Origin of the sequence: Thermomonospora echinospora (assembly GCF_900108175.1) — a bacterium.
GTDB lineage: Bacteria > Actinomycetota > Actinomycetes > Streptosporangiales > Streptosporangiaceae > Thermomonospora > Thermomonospora echinospora.
This window is the reverse complement of the sequence record NZ_FNVO01000005.1, coordinates 207,971-226,008: the sequence shown is the minus strand read 5'-3', so window position 1 is coordinate 226,008 and position 18,038 is coordinate 207,971. Positions and strand designations below refer to the sequence as shown.

Here is an 18,038-nt window from a genome sequence, read left to right as displayed (position 1 = left end):
GAAGAAGATGGGACTCAGAGATCGCCTGGAGGTCGACCGGCTCGCCGCGGACCGGGCCGGTTCGGTCGGTGTCTCGCACTGGCGGCAGCGACTGCTGGAGGAGGTCAACCTCGACGAGCTGAACGGGCTCAACCTGACCCAGCGCAGGGCGCGGCTGGAGAAGGTCACCGCGCTCATCGTGGGCCGTGAGGGGCCGGTGCTGTCGGCCAACGAGCGGGCCGCGCTGATCCGCCGGGTGGTCGACGAGGCCCTCGGGCTGGGCGTGCTGGAGCCGCTGCTGCACGACCAGACGATCACCGAGATCATGGTGAACGGCCCCAAGAACATCTTCGTCGAGCGCAACGGCCGGGTGCAGCGGGTCGACACCACCTTCGCCAGCGAGGACCAGCTCTACCAGACCATCGACCGCATCGTCGCCCAGGTCAACCGGCGGGTGGACGAGTCCAGCCCGATGGTCGACGCGCGTCTGCCGACCGGCGAGCGGGTGAACGTCATTATCCCGCCGCTGTCGCTGGTGGGGCCGGTGCTGACCATCCGGCGCTTCCCCCGCGCCTACACCGTGGCCGAGCTGGCCGCCAAGGGGTCCTTGGACGAGGCGTCGGGGCAGTTGCTGGCCGCCTTCATCCGTGCCCGGCTCAACGTCGTGATCTCTGGAGGCACCGGCACCGGCAAGACCACCATGCTCAACGCGTTGTCGGCCTTCGTCCCCGAGCACGAGCGGATCGTGACCATCGAGGACTCCGCCGAACTCCAACTGGTCCAGGAGCATGTGGTGCCGCTGGAGGCCCGGCCGCCCAACATCGAGGGGGAGGGCCGCATCAGCATCCGTGACCTGGTCCGCAACGCGCTGCGGATGCGCCCCGACCGCATCATCGTCGGTGAGGTCCGCGGCGGTGAGACGCTCGACATGCTCCAGGCCATGAACACCGGTCACGACGGCTCGATGGTGACGGTGCACGCCAACTCCACCGAGGACGCCGTCCACCGGCTGCAGACGCTGGCCAGCATGAGCGATGTCAAGCTGCCGTTCGAGACCATCCGGGAGCAGATCAACAGCGCGGTCGACGTGATGGTGCATCTGGAGCGGGGGCCGGACGGCTCACGGCGGATCGGTGAGATCGCCGTGGCCGACGGACACGGCCGATCCGGGTTCGCACTGAAAACGATCATGAAGTTCGAGAGCGAGCCGATCGGGTCGGATCTGGTGGTGCGCGGTGTGTTCCGGCGGTTCCGGCTGCCGGCGGAGCTGGCGACCCGGCTGGCGCACGCCGGCGAGAGCGTGCCGGCGATCTTCGACGCCGCCGAGGGCGAGTTCAGGGAGGTGTCATGAGGTGTCCCTGCCGACGATCTTGCTGATGCTGGCGTTCACGCTGGCGATCTCCGTATGGGGGGTCGGGGAACTGGCCGCCGGTTACGAGCAGCGGCGCAGGCTCACCGAGCGGGCCGTGCTGGGCCATGAGGACGTGCGCCAGAGCCTGCTATCCAGGCTCGACCGGCGGTTGGCCCGTACGGAGTTCGGGCGTGCCGTGGGCCGCCGTCTCGTCGCCGCGGGTGTGCGGATCGGGGTGTCGGCGTTCCTGCTGCTGCTGGGCGCCGCCGTCGTCCTGGCCGTCATGCTGATCAGCAGATGGCTGGCGCCGGCGTTCGGCCTGGCCGCGGCGCTGGTGGTGGGCTGGATGGCCTTCGGCTACCTGCGGCGCCTTGAGGAACGCCGGAAGGAGGAGTTCATCGCCCAGCTTCCCGAGCTCGCGCGGGTGATGTCCAACGCCACCCAGGCCGGCCTGTCGCTGCGCACTGCGGTCGAGATCGCGGCGGAGGAGCTCGGCGAGCCCGCCAAGTCGGAGCTGAGCCGCACCGCCGATGCGTTGCGGCTCGGCCAGTCGCTGGAGTCGGCGTTGCGGGACCTGGCGAACCGGCTGCCGTCCCGGGAACTGGGCGTGCTGATCAGCACGATGATCGTGGCGGCCCGCTCGGGCGGCTCGCTGGTCACCTCGCTGCGCAGCATCGCCGGCACGCTGGAGGACCGCAAGGAACTCCGGCGGGAAGTGAAGACGATCATGGGAGAGGCCGTGATCAGCAACTGGACGGTCGGCGTGTTCGGCCTCCTGGGCCTGGTGCTGATCGAGCAGATCCAGCCCGGGACGCTGCAGCGGATGAGCGAGAATCCTGTGGGGCAGCTCATCCTGGTCGTCGCCGGGGGACTGTTCGCGGGCAGCCTGCTGATCATCCAGCGGATGACCCGGATCGACGTGTGAGGCGCCGATGGTCGTGGTGATGGCCTCGGGCGGGGCGCTGTGCGTGGTCGCGGCGCTGTGGGGGTACGCGCTGGCGCGCGGCGGCGAGCGGGTGGCGCCCTCCGCGCTGGCCGGACAGGCCACCGGCCCGGCGAAGCCTCAGGGGCAGCCGCTGCACAGGATGGTCATGCCGTTCGGCCGGCCCTTCACCGGCTGGGCGATGGGGAGGCTGCGGCCCTGGCATCCGCGGATCCGCAGGCGCATCGACGCCGCGGGCCGGCCGGCCGGGATGACGGTGGAGTCCTACGTGCAGAGCACGATGGGCTACGTGGTGCTGTTCGGTTCGCTCAGCCTGCTGCTGGTGCTGTCCGGCCAACTGCTGATAGGCCTGCTCTTTCTGGTCGGTGTGCTGCAGAACGAGCTCAACCTGGTGCTGCGGGCGTCCATGCGGCGCGATCAGATCGAACGGAGCCTGCCCGACTTCCTCGACGTCCTGGCCGTCACCGTGTCCGCGGGGCTGAGCTTCCGGCACTCCCTGGCCCGGGTCGCCGAGAGCATGCCGGGCCCGCTGGCCGACGAGTTCTTCATCACGCTGCGCCAGATGGAGCTGGGCACGCCGCGCCGGGATGCGTTCCAGAATCTGCGTGAGCGCAACCGCTCGGGGATGCTGGGGCAGTTCGTCACCGCCATCCTGCAGGCGGAGGAACTGGGCGCTCCGCTGGCGTCCGCGCTGATCGGCATCGCGCAGGACATGCGCCGGGAGTCCGCCCAGTGGGCCAAGCGCAAGGCCCAGCGGGTCACCCCCCGGGTCACCCTGGTCACCACGGTGATGGCGATGCCGGCGATGGGCCTGCTGATGCTCGGGGCGCTGCTGCTCGGTTCGGAGTCCGACTTCGGCAACGTCCTGGACCGCTGAGATGAGCGCGCGGACGGGCGTCGCCGGCGGATCCGCCGGGCTCCGGATCAACGCGGCCTTCCGCCTGCTCATGCAGATCCGCATGTCGATCGCGGGCATCACGCTGCTGTTGCTGTCGACCGGGCGGCTGTCGGTGGCGGCGTTCGTCACGCTGGTGTGCGTGGGCCTGCTCGCCTGGCTGGTGGCCCGCTATGTGACGGAGATCGTTCCCCGGCTGTTGGCCCACCCGTCGCTGGTTCTGCTCGACGTGGCGGCCTCCTTCACCGTCCTGGCGGTGTGCGGCCCGGCGGGCCCGTTCTTCCTGTCCACCGTGGCCACAGCCGCCGCGGCGGGGCTGCTGTACCGGTGGCCGGGCATGCTCGGGGTGTCGGCGGCCCAGATCGCCTGCTATTACCTGACATTCGCCTTCGACGCGGCCCAGACCGAGGACACCGGAAGCTTCCAGGTGCTGGTCGGCCAGCCGGCCTACTACCCGCTGGTCGGGTTCGCGGGCGTGGCGCTGCGCCGGATCTTCGAGGAGCAGTCCGTCCAGGAGGAGGCCCGGATCAGGGCGGAGGTGGCGGCGGCCGCCGCCGAGGAGCGGGCCCGGCTGGCCCGGGAGATGCACGACTCGCTGGCCAAGACCCTGCGCGGCATCGCGCTGGCGGCGGCGGCGCTGCCCGCCTGGGCCCGGCGGGACCCGGCCCGGGCCGCCGAGGAGGCGGTGCGCATCGCCACCGCGACCGAGGTGGCCTCCCGGGAGGCCCGCGGGCTGCTCACCGAACTGCGCGACACCACCGTCACCCGGCCGCTGGCCGAGGCGGTGCGCGCCGCGGCGGACCGCTGGCAGGCCGAGACCGGGATCGAGGTCCGCTGCGCACTGGCCCCGGACACCGACGTGCCACTGCGGACGAGATACGAGGCGCTGGCCGTGCTCACCGAGGCGCTGACCAACACGGCCCGGCACGCGGAGGCCGGGCTGGTCACCGTGAGCCTGGCCGAGGAGGACGGTCAGGTGGTGCTGACCATACGGGACGACGGCCGCGGGTTCCACCCCGAAGAGCTTCCCGACCTGGCCCGCCAGGGCCACTACGGCTTGATCGGCATGCGGGAGCGGGCCGAACGGGTGGGCGGCACGGTGACGGTCCAGGCCGTGCCCGGGGCGGGCACCACCGTGGAACTCCGCCTGCCCGCACGGCATCGCGGTGAACGTTTTGACAATCGACTGGCGGAGGCGAGCTGAATGAACGCCCCACGCGTGATGGTGGTCGACGACAACCCCGTCGTACGACAGGGGCTGGTGTCGCTGCTGGAGGCGAGCGGAATCGAGGTCGTGGGTGAGGCCGGCGACGGCCGGCTCGCCGTCGAGATGGCCGAGCGGCTGCGTCCCGACCTGGTGCTGCTGGACGTCCGCATGCCCCTGCTCGACGGGGTGGCGGCGGCTCAGGCGCTCAGCTCCATCAGCCGGGTGGTGATGCTGACCTACACCGACGACCCGGACACCATCCGCGCAGCCATCGGCAACGGTGCGGTGGGATACCTGGTCCACGGCACCTTCACCGTCGAGGAGCTGACGAGGGCGATCAACGACGCGGTCGGCGGTGCCCATCCGCTGTCGCGTGCGGCGGTGTCGGCCCTGGTTGGTGCGGTCCGCCAGGGTACGGAGCAGGATCGGCCACAGGCGCGGTCCGGCGGACGGCCGGGGGAGCGCTACGGCCTGTCCGCGCGTGAGGCGGAGGTCATGGGCCTCATCGTCCGGGGCCGTTCGAACGGCGAGATCGCCCGCGGCCTGTTCCTGGCCGAGAAGACCGTCAAGAACCACGTCAACCGGATCTATGCGAAGCTCGGGGTCACCTCGCGTGCGGCGGCGATAGCCTGCTGGATCGGCACGGCGGGAGAAAGCGAATGAACATCTCTGGCAACGGCACTGGGCCCTGGGCCCCAGTCGCGGCATCGGCGGGGTTGAGGCACAGGACCCTGGAGCCGACCGGGCGTGATTACTACCGTTATTGGCACGTGGACGGCAGTGGGCGACTGGGAGGCCGAGATGAAAATGCTGATTCCCGCATACGTATATACCGCGACGCTCCTGCGCGACGGAGCGGAGAAGAGCACCCTGTTCGTGAAGGGTCGCGTCGAGCGCGCCCGCCAGCGCGACGACCGTGGTATCGCTCTTTCCGCCGAGATGGTCGGCCTCATCGCCGTGGTCGTGGCGATCGCCCTAGTCCTCATCCAGGCCGATATCGGCAAGTGGATACTGAACATGATCGACGAGCAACTGCAGAAGCTCAAGGGTGCGAAGCCCGCCGAGGGCGGCGGCTGATATCACCCCAGGGCTTCGAGCGGGCCTGTGGCCGGGGTTCCCTGACCGCGGGCCCGCTGTTCCGCATTGGTGAAGGCCCATGGCGATGACCTCGATGAAAGCGCCCGTACCTGTGGGGCCGCGATGAACCGGACGATGGCACTGTATGTGCGGATCATGATGTGCCTGCGGGACGGCGTGGCCGCGTGGGCGGCGTTCACGCGCGCCAGGAGCGCGGACCCGCGGCGGGGCGGGGATCGCGGCGTCGAGGTCTTCGAATGGGCCGGAGTGCTGATCCTGGTGGCCGGGATCATTGCGGGGGTCTACTCGATCGGGCTTCCGGAGAAGGCCGCGAGCGCGGTCGACGACTGGATCGGCAAGATTCTCGACACGCCCGCCGAGTGATCGCGGTGACACGGCGGTTCTGGTTCCGGAAACTGATCGGTGGCAATGATCCAGTTTTTGACGCTTTCGGTCGCCGGGCTTGCGGGCTCGGGGGCGGGCTGGTTCTCCGCTCCGTTGACCACCCGGTACTGCGGCCCCGTCACGCGACATCGCCGGATTGTCCTGGCGGCCCTGGGCGGCGCCGTGACGGTTATGCTGACCTGGCGGCTCGGCATGGGAGTGGAACTACTGGCCTTCTGCTATCTGGGTGTCGTCGGATCCCTGCTGGCGGTGATCGACATCGCCGTCAAGCGGCTTCCCGACTTCTTCACCCTTCCGTCGTACGGGGTCGGGATAGTGCTGCTGGGAATGGCTGCCTTTTTCGTCGCCGACGGGATGTTCCGGTTCGTTCACGCGCTGCTGGGAATGGCGGCGCTGTGGTTCTGCTACGCCGTCCAGCACTATCTTCGGCCAGACGCCATGGGCCGCGGCGACGTGAAACTGGCCGGGGTCATCGGTCTTCATCTCGGCTGGCTGGGGCAGGCTGAATGGGTCACCGGAGCGATGGCCGGGCTGTTGCTCGGCGGGCTGTTCGGCATCACCTGCATGCTGCTCGGCCGGGTCGGGCGCAAGGACGAGATGCCCTTCGGCCCCTTCATGCTGGCCGGGGCGCTGCTCGGCGTCATGTCCGGCGGGGTCCTCGCATGATCCGGCGGACCCGGGGCCGGACCGGCGACGAGGGACTGGCGACCACGCTCCTGGTCCTCTACGTGTCGCTGGCGCTGGCGGCGGCCACCCTGCTGATCTTCAAGATCGCCGAGGCCGGGGACATGCGCACCCAGGCACAGATCGGGGCGGACGCCGCCGCGCTCGGGGCGCTGGAGCCGCTGCGCAACCAGGCCATCGACCTGGCGCTGGAGGGCATCTCCCCGTCTGGCGTCGGCTACTGGATGACCAACACCGAGCCCGAGGTGCCGGCCAAGCGGTACGCCGGGGAGAACGAGACCGACCTGGTCGGCGAGGTCAAGCTGAGCGGGCGGCTGGGAACGACCGCGAAGGTGAGTACGGTCACCCGCAAGTGCCAGCTGAAGAACGAGCGGAACCTGACCGACAAGGAGCGGCGGGCGCTTCAGGAGGGCGAGGACCTGTGCACCGGCACCGACGGAGAGAAGGGCGTCGGCCGGGCCGGGAAGGCCACCGCCGTGGGCCGGCTGATCATCCCCGACTGCGTCTACCCTCCCATTCCCGGTGACCAACTGGAGGACGGCAACCCCGACTACAACCGGCTGGTGTGCGACGGGGTGCAGGTTTGGCCGAACGGGGACCGGGACCGGGTGGCGAAGATGTTCAAGCTCCGGTTGGTCGACGCCGAGGACCCGGTGGCCTACAAGGGCGGGCCCGACTACGACGACATCTTCCCGCCGGGGCAGGTCGGCCCGCTGCCGCAACTGCCCGAACTGCCCGCCGACGCCTCCGACCTCATCAAGAAGATCCTCGCCTACGCGTACGCACAGATCGGCAAGCCGTACCTGTGGGGAGGCGTGGGGCCCAGCGCGTTCGACTGCTCCGGGCTGATTTACGCCGCCTACAAGTCGGCCGGGGTGGCGATCCCGCGCACCACGTTCACCCAGTGGCCGTTCGGGGTTCGGGTACCGGGCGGCGCGGAGAAACCCGGTGACCTGATCTTCTTCAATTCCGGCCCGGGGTCCGGACCGAATCGTCCCGGCCACGTCGCGATGGTGGTCGACCCGGAGAAGAAACTCATGATCGAGGCCCGGTGCCGGCTGTGCGGTCCCATCAGCGTCACCTCGTACGCCAACCGTCCCAATGTCATGGGCTTCACCCGTCCACTCGCCAGATTCGGTAAGGAATAGCCGGGCGGAGATCGTGGGTGAACGTCAGATGGACAGCCGATGAAAATTGGGTCCGTGTTTGGGTCTCGGGGCTCATGGCGGATCGTCCCGATCATGCGAATCTTCGATGGTGTTCCGTGCTTCGAAGAGCCGATCGGGAATTGTCGTCGACCAAGGCTCCGTCACCGTGGACGGGGTGGGTGTTCTCGCCGTCGCCGTCGCCGTCGTCCTGGGGCTGGTCACCGCCGGGGTCAATGACACGGTCCGGGACGGTGTGCGGCGGGAATTGTGCAAGCTCTCCCCGTCGTTGGGGTGCCCGGGCCCTCCGGGAACTCAGCCCGTGACGATGGGCGATCCGGATGAGCCGGGCGGGGCGTGCCTGACGAACCTGCACAGTAGGTATGGGGAGTTCACCGCCATCGGGAACGGACGTATCTTCAGCATCCTCTCCGACGGCGGCACCCAGTTGCAGCTCCGGCGATATGTGAACGGCAACGGGAAGCCTGACACCTGGCAGGTCTGGGACATGTCCTGGATGGACGTCGGCGGTGGAGTCGGCATCCCGGACAAGAGCCGTCTGGCCTTTCTGAACGCCGGGGCGTGGGCGACCGCCGAGGGCTCCAAGGCCGAGATCTACGAGTTCGACAACGAGAAGGAGGCCAGGGAGTTCTACAAGAAGATGGAGAACTATCGGATCGGAGACCCGATCAAGGTGGCGGTCCGCACCAATCCGCTGACCGGCCCCGCCCACTGGCTGGCCGGACATCTTCCCTTCGGGATCGGTGACCGGATCGGTGACCAGATCGGTGCGAACGAACCCGACCGGAAACCGGCCCAGGAGTACTGGGACGGCGGCCTCTACAACGGCTTCTACAACGACATCCAGCTGGGCCCCCTACCGCTGTCGATCGTCGGCAAGAACTTCGGGACGACCTCGGCCGGCGTCTGGCGGACCTATGCCCAAGGTGACAAGAAGGAAAATACGACATTCTACTTCCAGGGCAGCCAGCAGATCATGGAGTCGGCGGAGGCCGACATAGATACGATGATCAAGAAGGCGAAGAAACGCTTTCCCAACTCCGTGCAGAATCGGATCTCCGATGTCGAGAGGCAGTTGGCCGACAAGCTTGGCACGACGATGAAGCTGCCGGACCCGGTGAAGCGCGCAATCGCCACCGACAGCGGTGTGGGCATCGGGCTGCGCGGTACGGGATCCACCTGGATCGGCATCACCGTCGACGAGAACGGGAAGCCGGTGGAGTTCACCCAGATCGACGACAAGCAGGGCAGCTGGCATCTGCGCGCAGACCTTGACGTGGGCCCGGCGAGCGCCTGGTACCAGAATTCCCAGGAAGGTTTCCGGGAGCGGACGACGAAGGTCCTGGACCTCACCAAGCCGGAGGACAAGGCGGCCTTCGACCGTTACCTCAAGACCAGCGTGCAGCCCGCCGCGGCTACGCAGAACCCGATAAAGCCGTTCAGGGATCTGAACCAGATGTTCCTCGACGGCGCGGGGACGATGTCGACGGTGAACTTCGACAACGAGGTCTCCACGTTCAACGCGTCGATAGGGGCGGTCGTGGTCGGCGGAGAGTGGGAGTACGACCAGACCACGAGCACCGCGACCGACGCCTCGTACTGGAAGCCGGGAACCGGCTGGGTGAAGTGGGACAAATGCGGACTCGGATGATCGCCGCGGTCCTGGCGGCGGTCCTGGCGGCGGCCGGATGCGCGGACGGCGATGCGGACACGCCGCCGACGCCCGCCGGTTTCGTCAGGTACGACGGCCCGGTGTACTCCTTCGCCCACCCGGCGGACTGGACGCGCAAGCCGCGGCGCAACGTGCGGGGTGAACCGGAGATCTGGCTGGTCGGCCCGCCGACGGCCTCGGGCGCACCGCAGGGCGAGGTGCTGGTCGGCGGGCAGTCCGAGGCGCGTCCGTACGGGTCACAGGCGCAACGGCGGCGTTTCGAGCTCCAGTTGGGTGAGTACCGGGCGGCGAGCCTGCTCACCGAGCGTCGGATCCGGATGGACCGCTCGACGAAGGTGCCGGGCGCCGAAGTGGCCCACCGTTTCGAGGCCGTGGGAGAGATGTCGACGAACCCGGGCCGGTCGGTGCGCATGGAGGTCATCGACCTGTACGCGCTGACGGAGGACGGGGTGATGGTGAACATCGCCGTCCGTGCCCCCGAGGGCGGCGGCGAGGCCGCCGGACTGCCCGAAGTGCTCGAATCGTTCCGGATCAAGGAGAAATGATCATGGTCCATCACCGCGGGGTCGCGGCGGCCGTCGCAGTGTCGGCGGTCGCCGCGCTGGCGGTGCCGGTGGCGGCGATGACCGTCGTGGTGGCGCTGGCGCTGGCCGATCCAGAACTGGTGGTGTCGGACGGGGTGTTCTGGGCGTCGGCGGTCGCCGTGGTCGTAGTGCAGTTGGTGGGTGGCCTGCTGGCCGGTCACCTGGCCGGTCCCCGGCTGGCGCGGGCGGGGGTGGAGAGGGGGCGTGCCCGGTACGCGTTGGCCGTCGCGGCGCCGCTGACCATCGCGCTGCTGATCAACCTGCACCCGGTGGAGGGGATACCTGCGCTGCCCGGCATGCTCGTTCCGATCCTGGCCGCCGCCGGCGGGGTGCTGCTGGGCGTCCGCAGGGCCGCGGTGAAGGGCGCCGGCCGACGACGGCCCGGCTGAACCGCGGTGCCGCAAGGCCGCCTGCGCGGAAATATCATGAATTATCGGCGACTCGTGGATTAATGGATGGATTTAGGTCTATCCGCTAGGTCTTCGGGCCTAACGGGTGTGCGCGCCGCAATGATTGCTTCGCGGATATGCGTGCGCGTTTGCGATCTGAGCCGTGCCCGTGCACCGTCGATCGGGGCGAACGAGGGGTCACCACAACGGAGTCGGTGGCGATACTGGCGCTTGTCGTCGGTGTCGCGCTGGCCCTGTTGGACGGGGGCCTCGGCGAGAGGGTGCGGGATGCCGCCCGCCGGGCGCTGTGCCCACTGTCCCGGAATTCCTCATGCCCGGGAGCGTCCGGCCCCGCCGGACCGCTTAATCCGGTGCAGTCGGGCGTGAAGCGGCCGGAGAACTCCTGCTATCGCAGTATCGACATCGGTTATGCCGAGCTGAACGTCACCGTCCCCGTCCGCTATGTCGACGTGCGCGGCGGAACCCGGCTCGGCTACCAGATCCGCCGGGTGGCCCGCCCGGGGAAGCCCGACGCGTGGCAGGTGTGGGTCTACGGCTGGGGGGAGCTCGCTGGGGCGACGCCGGGGCTGGCCACCGCGCAGGTGGAATCCGACGACGCGCTGGGCCTCGACAGCCTGCGCAAGGTTCCCGCGGGCGCCTGGCTGGGCGTGAACGGCACTCTTGCCGACATCTACGAGTTCGACAACGAGAAGCAGGCCCGGCAGTTCCCGACGGACTACGCCGCGCATCGCCTGCGCCAGGCCGCGGATCTGTCGCTGGCCACGAATCCGCTCACCTCGCTCCCGTACCTGTTGAGCAGCAGGCCGGTGGCCCCTGCGCCGTTGCCGCCTCGCAAGGAGTGGCTGATCGAGGGCGGCCCCACCGCCGGGTTCACCGCGAAGGCCGACCTGTTCAAGAAATTCCTGGGAGTGTCCGCCGGAGGCCGGGGCTGGCATCTGGGTGGAATGCGGTACAAACCGGACGGCAGCTTCGAGATGACCGTCCGGTCGGCGGGCGAGCTGGAGGGCGCGGCCATCACCGATATCGGCCGTTACATGCCCGCCGACGTCCGCAAGAAGTTCGTCGGCCGGGTCAACGAGGGCGTCGAGGAACTGGCCCGGAGGGTCGAGGCGGGCACCGGCGGCCGGGTGCGGCTGCCCCTGCAAGTCCGCGAGCACCTGAAGAAGAACTGGCCCGACGTCGGCGTCTCGGCCAAGGGGAAGGCTTCGACCTACTACCGGCTCGGCGCCGACGCCAAGGGCACCCTCAAAACGTTCACCCAGATCGTGGACAGCCAGCTCAACTGGTTCGGCCGTGGTGCCGACAAGGTCAGCGAGGCGGCCCCCAAGCGTCCCGGCGAGCCGTCCAAGACGAAGCTGCGGGATCTGGCGGCGAACATCGACGTGCCGATCAGCGGCGAGCGCACCCGCGAACAGCGGTCCCTGGACCTGGGCGATCCCACCAGCCTCAAGCTCGTCCAGGACTTCGCGGCGAAGGGCCTGCACAGTGAGTGGGACCGGCTGCTGCCGGACTCCGTCTCGGGTGGGACGCGTACCAAGCTGGAGGAACGATTCCGTACGCACGGCACGGTGACCAAGCTCGTCTACGACTCCGACGTCCTGAAGGGCAAGCTCAGTTCCGACCGGGTCAGCGTGCGCGGCATCGGCGGCGTGGAGCTGAAGCTGGAGGGCGAGCACAACGCGCTGGCCGACGCCCAGATGTGGAAGGAAGGTGTGGGATGGGTTCCCTGGTCCGGCTGCTCGCGCTGACGATGGCGGCCGTCTTCGCCGCGGCCTGCTCCGGGCCGCCGGAGCCGCCGCCGGGGTTCCAGCGGTACGCCGGCGACGGCTATACGCTTGCGCACCCGGCTGGCTGGCGGGAGATCCGCACCACCGACGAGGGCGGCGCCCCGCTGGTGGAGCTGCGCGGGGCCGACGGCCCCCAGGGCGCCGCCCGCAGCCAGGCCGTCGTCGCCCGGCGGGACGCCTACACCGGGACCATGCGCGACCAACTCGCCCAGGTCCGGCTGCTGAACCAGGTGAGCGGACGGCAGGTCGTCGTGGACCGCCCGGCCGACGTGCCCGGCGCTGTCGAGGCCCACCGGATCGAGGCCGTCTACGACGACACCGCCCCGGGCGGTGCGACGGTGCGGGTCCGCATCGTGGACGTCTACGCGCTCACCCGCGACGGCACCCTCCTGGACCTCGCGGTGCGGGCTCCCATGGTCGACTTCGACGCCGCCGGTCTGGCCCGCGTTGCCGACTCCCTGCGGGTGGACGAATGAACCGCCCCGTCCGCGCCTTCCTCGACGGGCTCGCGGTGACGGCCGCCGGGATGCTCGTCATGGTGCTGTCGCTGGCCGCCGTCCTCGCCGCGTTCCCGGACGTCGCACTGCGCAGCTGGTCCGGCTGGGCGACGGGCCTGGTGCTGCTGTCGATCCTGGCCGGGACCGCCCTGACGGCAGGACGCCTGGCGGCCCGCCGGGTCCGGGAGGCCGGGCGGTGGCGGCTGCCGCTGGCGCTGTCCGGCCCGCTGACCGTGGTCCTGCTGGCCTCCGTCCCGACCCTGGTGTCCGGGCCCCCGGCGAGCGCGGCGCTGTACGGGGCGGTCACCCTGGCCGGCGCCCTCCTCGGTGCGGCCTGGGGCCGTGGGCGCCGGAACGGGCGGCAGCAGGCCGGCCGTTGGCGATGACCGGGAATCTGGCGGTGACGTCGTTGCCGAAGTTCTGCCGGGACATCACCTCGTGGAGCCGCTCGGCGTGCCGTCGTGGTGACCGTGCACGGCCGGGGCGGCCCGCCCGTACGGCGAGCAGGTGACCGAGCACGGTCAGGGCGGCCACCGCCGTTCCCTGATTCCGTCGGGCGCCATGGTGCGGGGGCGCCTGTACCGGGTCCGTCAGGGCTGGAGCGAGCGGCGGCCGGCCGGCCGGCGTGACCTGCCCGGCCGCAGCCGGCGTCCAGGCTCGGGTCGCAGGTGTTCACGGGCGGCGGGCCGGGTGACGCAGACGATGAGGGCGATCGGGAACGTCAGCCCGAGCAACCCGAACGGATCGCCACCCGCGACCCGTCCGAACTGCCAGAACAGGTAGCAGACCGCCAGGGCGACGATCGCCGCCCAGGTGCGCGGCCCCGGGCGGGCCACCCGCCTGGCGAGCGCCGCCGCCGCGGCGGCGGGGACGCAGACCGCCAGCGCCTGGCCCAGCCCGGAGGCGCCGCCGATCGCGATCCAGGTGTCGAGCGCGGCCATCACGGTCAGCCCGGCGGTGACGTAGAGCAGGACCCGCACCGCCCGCACCGAACCCGGCAGTGTCCGCACGAGCCACGGTGCCGGGCGTCCCGACGTGCCCCGGCGCGATTTTGCTCGCTGCATACGGAGGAGCTAAACAGCGGGACTGGAACGCGCCCAGGGTCCCAGGGCCCAGAACGGTCCCCATTCGAGCGGCGGGTCGGAGGCGACGAAGGCCGGAACTGCCGGCACCGCGGACGGACGTGTTCCCTGAGCCGGAGGGCGGCAACGGGGAGTGAACGCCCGCCGGGCCTGCCGGGCGCCGGACCCGGAACCGCCGCAGTGGTGACAGCCGGAGTGGTGGCGGTCGCCGCCCTGCTCGGCGGCCAGGGGATTGCTGCGCTGCTCCACCCGGCGCTGACCGCAGCCGGAGCCGTCATCGGCGCCCTGCCGACCGCCCGGCTGCGCCGCGTCAGTTCGGTGGGGCTTCGAGGTGCACATCGACGCCGTCAAGGTCGACGCCCGAGCGTTCCAGCCAGTCGACGAACTGACGGGTCTGCCAGCGCTGGGGCTGGTAATGACCGCTGCGGTCGTCGTAGGCGACGAGCCTCCCGTCGATGACTTTGAGCTGGCCGGCGGCCGCGACCCTGTCCCCGGCCGCCAGGGTCGAGTGATGGAAACGGCCTGGCGCGTGGTAGGCGGAGGCGAAGAAGTCACCGTTCTTCAGCATGACGAAGATGGCCCTGCCCGATTCGTCGCCGGGGTGGAGCGGGCTCGCGGTGCTGCTGTCGAACCTCCTGCCCTTGCTGTCGTACAGCCGGACCACGCCGTCGGGATCCCTGCGCGGGGTGATCCTGTAGTGCTCGCGCTGGGCCCGTGTCAGGATGGGGACGTTGTTCAATCGGTCCCAGGACCTGCCGCCATCGGTCATCTCAGCGTCCTTGTACAGGACGGGGGGATGGACCGGCTGCTGGACGGCAGGCTGATCGGGGCCGTCCGGGCCGTCCGGGAGTTTGGCGAGCCGGTGGACGCCCTTGCTGCCGAAGACCGCGCCGAGCACGTCGGGGGCGAGTCGTCCGATGGAGCGCCAGCCGTGTCCGGTGCTCCAGTCGTTGACGTGGTCCCTGGTGGTGCCGTCCCAGACCTGTTGTGCGGTGTCGAGGGGGTTGGTGGTGAGGAGGGCGTCCCAGGTGTCGACGGTCTGGTCGAACTTGTCCCCGCCGCACAGGTAGGACAGGCAGACGATCAGGCCCGCGCCGTCGTTGAGGCCCTGGACGGTGTCGACGGTGCCGATCCAGGCTCCCTGGCCGAGGTCGCAGACGCCCTGAGCCCACCACCAGCAGTTCAGCGGCTTGTCGTACTCCTCGTCGGGGACGGTTGGGCGGTCGCCGTCGTCGGCCCGGATCGGCTGTGCCGGCTGGGGAACGGACGAGGCCGGGGGGGCGGCGGTGGCGCCGTCGCCGGGTGCCGGGTCCTCACAGGCCGCCTGGACCAGGGGGCACAGGGCTCTGCCGGCGGCGCTGGAGACCGTGCCGGGCAGGCCCCCCGCCAGCAGCGCGGTGACAACGCCGGCGACCAGCGCCACCAGCCCGACCTGGGACACCGTCACCGAGCCCCGGTCGGACGTCGGCCGGCGGAGGCCGGGGCACCGCCGCCGCCACGGCCTGATCCGCAGGTATTCGCGGGCGGCGGGCCGGGTGACGCAGGCGATGATGGCGGTCGGGAACGTCAGACCGAGCAGGCCCAGGGGATCGCCCGCCGCGATCCGCCCGAGCTGCCAGAGCAGGTAGAAGGTCTCCAGGGCCAGGATCGCCGACCAGGTCCACGGCCCCGGGCGTCCCACCCGCCGGGCGAGCAGGACGCCGACGACGACGGGGACGCAGAGCACGGTCGCCTGGCCGAGCCCGGACAGGCCGCCGATCTCGAGCCAGGCGTCGAGGGCGCTCATCGAGGTCAGACCGGCGGCGACGTACAGGAGCACCCGCGCCGCCCGTGCCGACCCCGGTGGCGTGGGCATGAGCCAAGGACGACCGTTCTTGGCCCCTGGCCGGTGTGATTTCGCTCGCCGCGTTCGGTTCGGCTGTCGCATGGGCATCGGCTCAGTACGACGAGGCCGAGCCGCAGTCGGCCGTTCTCGGGCGGAGGTTTCGCCGCTGCCACGGCCTGACCCGCAGGTGTCCACGGACGGCCCACCGGGCGACCAGCACGATGAGCGCGATGGGGAACGTCAGGCCCAGCAGCCCGAACGGATCACCTGACGCGATACGCCCGAGCTGCCAGAGCAGGGAGAAGGTCTCCAGGGCCAGGATCGCCGACCAGGTCCACGGCCCCGGGTGCGCCGCCCGCCGGGCGAGCAGGACGCACGGGACGGCGAGAACGCTCAACGCGATCACCTGGCCGAGCCCGGCGGTGCCGTCGGCCGCGATCCAGGCGTCGAGTGCGGCGATCACCGTCAGCGCGGCGGCGGCGTACAGCAGGACACGCGCCGCCTGCATGGGTCCGGGGAGTACCGACGGCCGCCATGAGCGCGTGCCGGGGGATCTTCCTCGCCACATTTCCAGAAAGTTAAACAGTAGGTGGGGGGCGGCCCAGGGCCCCAGGGCCCAGCCGGGGGCCCTGTCTGTCATCCCGGCGACTCGATCGCCGCCCGGGCGCCCTCCAACGCCTCTTCGGCCAGTTGAAGCGCCTGTCTGTTCTCTGCAGAGGGGTTGCGGCCGTATCTGCTGTGCAGTTCCAGCGTCCACAGTTGCGTCTCCAGGTAGGCGCGCTCGGCGGCGTCCTTCTTCCTGCGCCCGGCCGTCGGCCTCGTTCGCCAGGCCCACGTCTGCGCCTCGAAACCGTTTTCACCGGCCCGAAGTTAATGATCGTTAAAGGGCGGCGGAAAGGGGCTGCGGACCCAATGATCCGGCCGCTTGACCTACATATTGGGCCGCTGGTCCCTGCGTGCGTAATATATGCGGATATGACACTTCTTGTTCATGGGGAAAACGCGCTCCGTTCACCGAGGTGGGCGACGTGGGGGGACGTCCGCGGAGTGCGTCGGCATCATGGCCCGCACCGTTTCGATCGTCGCCGCCCTCGTGGGCTCCGGCCCCGGCGAGGCCGTCGCCGACATGGCCCGCGAGGCCATCGGGAAGACGGTCTGCGTCAAATGCGCAGGCTCGGCCCGTGGCGACGCGCGGCCCGTCGCCTTGGTGCCACCGCCTGCCGGGGTGTCGTCGCGGGCTCGGGCCGGCCGCCTGCGCGGCGAGCCGACACGGCCGCTCACCGAGTGAGCGCGTTCTCACCGGACGCTGAAGGAGCTCCGCAGGCCCGACGACGGCCCCTGCTGACGCCCTGCCGCCCCCGGCGCGGCGGGTGGACGGGGGCTTTCGAGCAGTGTTGGACGTGCCCGGACGCTGCGGTTCGATAGCCCAAGCTGATCGGTTTCATAGGTTCCTGGCATGACCCCAGCGTCCAGGGGTACCATGCCACCCCCTGTGGCCAGGGTCACATGCCCCGCCTGGTTGTTGCGTGTGTCACAGCGCCACGCTGGTGGCGTATGGTCGCCTAGCCAGCAGCGGGTGTACTGCATGTAGCCGTGGCGCGACGGCCCGACGTGCGGATCAGCTCCCGCACGAGCGAAGACCTTAAAACTGGAGTGCTATCGATGAGCACTGTGGAAGCGCCGGGCAAGAAGCGCGCGCAGATCGCCGCACGCACGCTCCGGACGGACAACTGGCGCGGCTATCCGATTTTCGTCGTGGTTGTGTTCACGGCATGGGTGGCGTACGCCACCGTGCGGGCGATGATGGGCAAGTACTACTGGGTGGACGAGTACCACTACCTCACCCCGTTCTACTCGCCCTGTGTCAGTGAGAGCTGTGTGGAGGGGTCGGCCCACTTCGGCACCTTCCTGCCGAAGCTGCCGTTCTTCATCCCGTTCGCCGCGATCTCGTTGCCGTTCCTGTTGCTCTTCCGGCTGACCTGCTACTACTACCGCAAGGCCTACTACCGGGGCTACTGGGCGTCCCCCTCGGCCTGCGCCGTACGCGAGCCGCACGCCAAGTACACCGGGGAGCGGCGGTTCCCGCTGGTCGGGCAGAACCTGCACCGCTACTTCTGGGCCATCGCGGCCGTGATCTCCCTGATCAACACCTATGACGCCCTGCTGGCCTTCCACGGCAAGGACGGCGGCTTCGGCATCGGGCTGGGCTCGCTGATCCTGCTGGCCAACGTGGTGCTGCTGTGGGGGTACACGCTGTCGTGCCACTCCTGCCGGCACATCGTGGGCGGACGGCTGAAGAACTTCTCCAAGCACCCGGTGCGCTACTGGGCCTGGGGCGTGGTCTCCAAGCTCAACGAGCGGCACGGCCAGTTCGCCCTGATCACCCTGGGCTCGCTGGTGGTCGCGGACCTGTACGTGGCGCTGGTGTCCGGCGGAGCCATCTCCGACCTGCGCATCTACAACTGAGGATCGAC

The 18,038-nt window shown here is 70.0% G+C and carries 20 protein-coding genes; 17 read left to right on the top strand and 3 right to left on the bottom strand.

The window, feature by feature from the left end:
* Positions 1-7: 7 nt before the first annotated feature.
* The 15 genes from C4U03_RS14085 (at position 8) to C4U03_RS14015 (ending at position 13,043) form a co-directional block, all read left to right on the top strand.
* Entirely contained in the window at positions 8-1,330 is a 1,323-nt protein-coding gene (locus C4U03_RS14085) for a CpaF family protein (RefSeq protein WP_103938192.1), read from the top strand.
* Between the two features lies 1 nt (position 1,331).
* Complete coding sequence (locus tag C4U03_RS14080) at positions 1,332-2,255, top strand: type II secretion system F family protein (RefSeq protein ID WP_235017851.1); 924 nt, start codon at positions 1,332-1,334, stop codon at positions 2,253-2,255.
* A gap of 7 nt (positions 2,256-2,262) precedes the next feature.
* Positions 2,263-3,150 carry a type II secretion system F family protein gene (locus tag C4U03_RS14075; protein WP_103938191.1) on the top strand — a complete coding sequence of 296 codons (888 nt, stop codon included), beginning with the start codon at positions 2,263-2,265 and terminating at the stop codon, positions 3,148-3,150.
* 1 nt (position 3,151) lies between these two features.
* On the top strand, positions 3,152-4,372 hold the full coding sequence (locus tag C4U03_RS14070; RefSeq protein WP_103938190.1) for a sensor histidine kinase: 1,221 nt from the start codon (positions 3,152-3,154) through the stop codon (positions 4,370-4,372).
* Positions 4,373-5,038 carry a response regulator gene (locus C4U03_RS14065; protein WP_103938189.1) on the top strand — a complete coding sequence of 222 codons (666 nt, stop codon included), beginning with the start codon at positions 4,373-4,375 and terminating at the stop codon, positions 5,036-5,038.
* Positions 5,039-5,155: 117 nt separating this feature from the next.
* Complete coding sequence (locus tag C4U03_RS14060; protein WP_146087375.1) at positions 5,156-5,452, top strand: hypothetical protein; 297 nt, start codon at positions 5,156-5,158, stop codon at positions 5,450-5,452.
* Between the two features lie 135 nt (positions 5,453-5,587).
* On the top strand, positions 5,588-5,836 hold the full coding sequence (locus C4U03_RS14055; protein ID WP_146087374.1) for a hypothetical protein: 249 nt from the start codon (positions 5,588-5,590) through the stop codon (positions 5,834-5,836).
* 45 nt (positions 5,837-5,881) lie between these two features.
* A complete protein-coding gene (locus C4U03_RS14050) occupies positions 5,882-6,523 on the top strand; it encodes a prepilin peptidase (RefSeq protein WP_103938186.1) in 642 nt (213 codons plus the stop codon).
* Positions 6,520-7,689 (top strand): C40 family peptidase, encoded by a 1,170-nt coding sequence (locus tag C4U03_RS42820; RefSeq protein ID WP_327372770.1) that lies wholly within the window; start codon positions 6,520-6,522, stop codon positions 7,687-7,689. Before C4U03_RS14050 ends, C4U03_RS42820 begins: the two co-directional genes overlap by 4 nt.
* Before the next feature lie 175 nt (positions 7,690-7,864).
* Positions 7,865-9,358 (top strand): hypothetical protein, encoded by a 1,494-nt coding sequence (locus C4U03_RS14040; RefSeq protein WP_146087372.1) that lies wholly within the window; start codon positions 7,865-7,867, stop codon positions 9,356-9,358.
* A complete protein-coding gene (locus C4U03_RS14035; RefSeq protein WP_146087371.1) occupies positions 9,343-9,924 on the top strand; it encodes a hypothetical protein in 582 nt (193 codons plus the stop codon). The genes C4U03_RS14040 and C4U03_RS14035 overlap by 16 nt, the downstream gene beginning before the upstream one ends.
* 2 nt (positions 9,925-9,926) lie before the next feature.
* Positions 9,927-10,352, top strand: a complete 426-nt coding sequence (locus tag C4U03_RS14030) for a hypothetical protein (RefSeq protein ID WP_146087370.1) — start codon at positions 9,927-9,929, stop codon at positions 10,350-10,352.
* Between the two features lie 383 nt (positions 10,353-10,735).
* A complete protein-coding gene (locus tag C4U03_RS14025; RefSeq protein WP_235017850.1) occupies positions 10,736-12,121 on the top strand; it encodes a hypothetical protein in 1,386 nt (461 codons plus the stop codon).
* Positions 12,091-12,636 carry a hypothetical protein gene (locus C4U03_RS14020; protein WP_103938181.1) on the top strand — a complete coding sequence of 182 codons (546 nt, stop codon included), beginning with the start codon at positions 12,091-12,093 and terminating at the stop codon, positions 12,634-12,636. Before C4U03_RS14025 ends, C4U03_RS14020 begins: the two co-directional genes overlap by 31 nt.
* On the top strand, positions 12,633-13,043 hold the full coding sequence (locus C4U03_RS14015; RefSeq protein WP_103938180.1) for a hypothetical protein: 411 nt from the start codon (positions 12,633-12,635) through the stop codon (positions 13,041-13,043). Before C4U03_RS14020 ends, C4U03_RS14015 begins: the two co-directional genes overlap by 4 nt.
* Positions 13,044-13,247: 204 nt before the next feature.
* Here C4U03_RS14015 and C4U03_RS14010 read toward each other — a convergent pair whose 3' ends face one another.
* The 3 genes from C4U03_RS14010 to C4U03_RS14000 all read right to left on the bottom strand — a co-directional run bounded on the left by C4U03_RS14010 (position 13,248) and on the right by C4U03_RS14000 (position 16,072).
* A complete protein-coding gene (locus tag C4U03_RS14010) occupies positions 13,248-13,667 on the bottom strand; it encodes a hypothetical protein (protein WP_103938179.1) in 420 nt (139 codons plus the stop codon).
* Positions 13,668-14,049: 382 nt separating this feature from the next.
* A complete protein-coding gene (locus C4U03_RS14005; RefSeq protein ID WP_146087369.1) occupies positions 14,050-15,594 on the bottom strand; it encodes a hypothetical protein in 1,545 nt (514 codons plus the stop codon).
* Between the two features lie 82 nt (positions 15,595-15,676).
* Positions 15,677-16,072, bottom strand: a complete 396-nt coding sequence (locus C4U03_RS14000) for a hypothetical protein (RefSeq protein ID WP_103938177.1) — start codon at positions 16,070-16,072, stop codon at positions 15,677-15,679.
* A gap of 552 nt (positions 16,073-16,624) precedes the next feature.
* On the opposite strand from C4U03_RS14000, the gene C4U03_RS13995 reads away from it, so the two are divergent.
* On the top strand, positions 16,625-16,852 hold the full coding sequence (locus C4U03_RS13995; protein ID WP_103938176.1) for a hypothetical protein: 228 nt from the start codon (positions 16,625-16,627) through the stop codon (positions 16,850-16,852).
* Positions 16,853-17,226: 374 nt separating this feature from the next.
* A complete protein-coding gene (locus C4U03_RS13990) occupies positions 17,227-18,030 on the top strand; it encodes a hypothetical protein (protein WP_103938175.1) in 804 nt (267 codons plus the stop codon).
* Positions 18,031-18,038 lie beyond the last annotated feature (8 nt).

What these genes read in the sequence shown, in the direction of transcription:
- C4U03_RS14020 (WP_103938181.1), top strand. Translation starts at nt 12,091, where the DNA reads ATGGGTTCCCTGGTCCGGCTGCTCGCGCTGACGATGGCGGCCGTCTTC.
- C4U03_RS14030 (WP_146087370.1), top strand. Translation starts at nt 9,927, where the DNA reads ATGGTCCATCACCGCGGGGTCGCGGCGGCCGTCGCAGTGTCGGCGGTC.
- C4U03_RS14065 (WP_103938189.1), top strand. Translation starts at nt 4,373, where the DNA reads ATGAACGCCCCACGCGTGATGGTGGTCGACGACAACCCCGTCGTACGA.
- C4U03_RS13995 (WP_103938176.1), top strand. Translation starts at nt 16,625, where the DNA reads ATGGCCCGCACCGTTTCGATCGTCGCCGCCCTCGTGGGCTCCGGCCCC.
- C4U03_RS14050 (WP_103938186.1), top strand. Translation starts at nt 5,882, where the DNA reads ATGATCCAGTTTTTGACGCTTTCGGTCGCCGGGCTTGCGGGCTCGGGG.
- C4U03_RS14000 (WP_103938177.1), bottom strand. Translation starts at nt 16,072, where the DNA reads ATGCAGGCGGCGCGTGTCCTGCTGTACGCCGCCGCCGCGCTGACGGTG.
- C4U03_RS14035 (WP_146087371.1), top strand. Translation starts at nt 9,343, where the DNA reads ATGCGGACTCGGATGATCGCCGCGGTCCTGGCGGCGGTCCTGGCGGCG.
- C4U03_RS14075 (WP_103938191.1), top strand. Translation starts at nt 2,263, where the DNA reads ATGGTCGTGGTGATGGCCTCGGGCGGGGCGCTGTGCGTGGTCGCGGCG.
- C4U03_RS14015 (WP_103938180.1), top strand. Translation starts at nt 12,633, where the DNA reads ATGAACCGCCCCGTCCGCGCCTTCCTCGACGGGCTCGCGGTGACGGCC.
- C4U03_RS14005 (WP_146087369.1), bottom strand. Translation starts at nt 15,594, where the DNA reads ATGCCCACGCCACCGGGGTCGGCACGGGCGGCGCGGGTGCTCCTGTAC.
- C4U03_RS14085 (WP_103938192.1), top strand. Translation starts at nt 8, where the DNA reads ATGGGACTCAGAGATCGCCTGGAGGTCGACCGGCTCGCCGCGGACCGG.
- C4U03_RS13990 (WP_103938175.1), top strand. Translation starts at nt 17,227, where the DNA reads ATGAGCACTGTGGAAGCGCCGGGCAAGAAGCGCGCGCAGATCGCCGCA.
- C4U03_RS14055 (WP_146087374.1), top strand. Translation starts at nt 5,588, where the DNA reads ATGGCACTGTATGTGCGGATCATGATGTGCCTGCGGGACGGCGTGGCC.
- C4U03_RS14070 (WP_103938190.1), top strand. Translation starts at nt 3,152, where the DNA reads ATGAGCGCGCGGACGGGCGTCGCCGGCGGATCCGCCGGGCTCCGGATC.
- C4U03_RS42820 (WP_327372770.1), top strand. Translation starts at nt 6,520, where the DNA reads ATGATCCGGCGGACCCGGGGCCGGACCGGCGACGAGGGACTGGCGACC.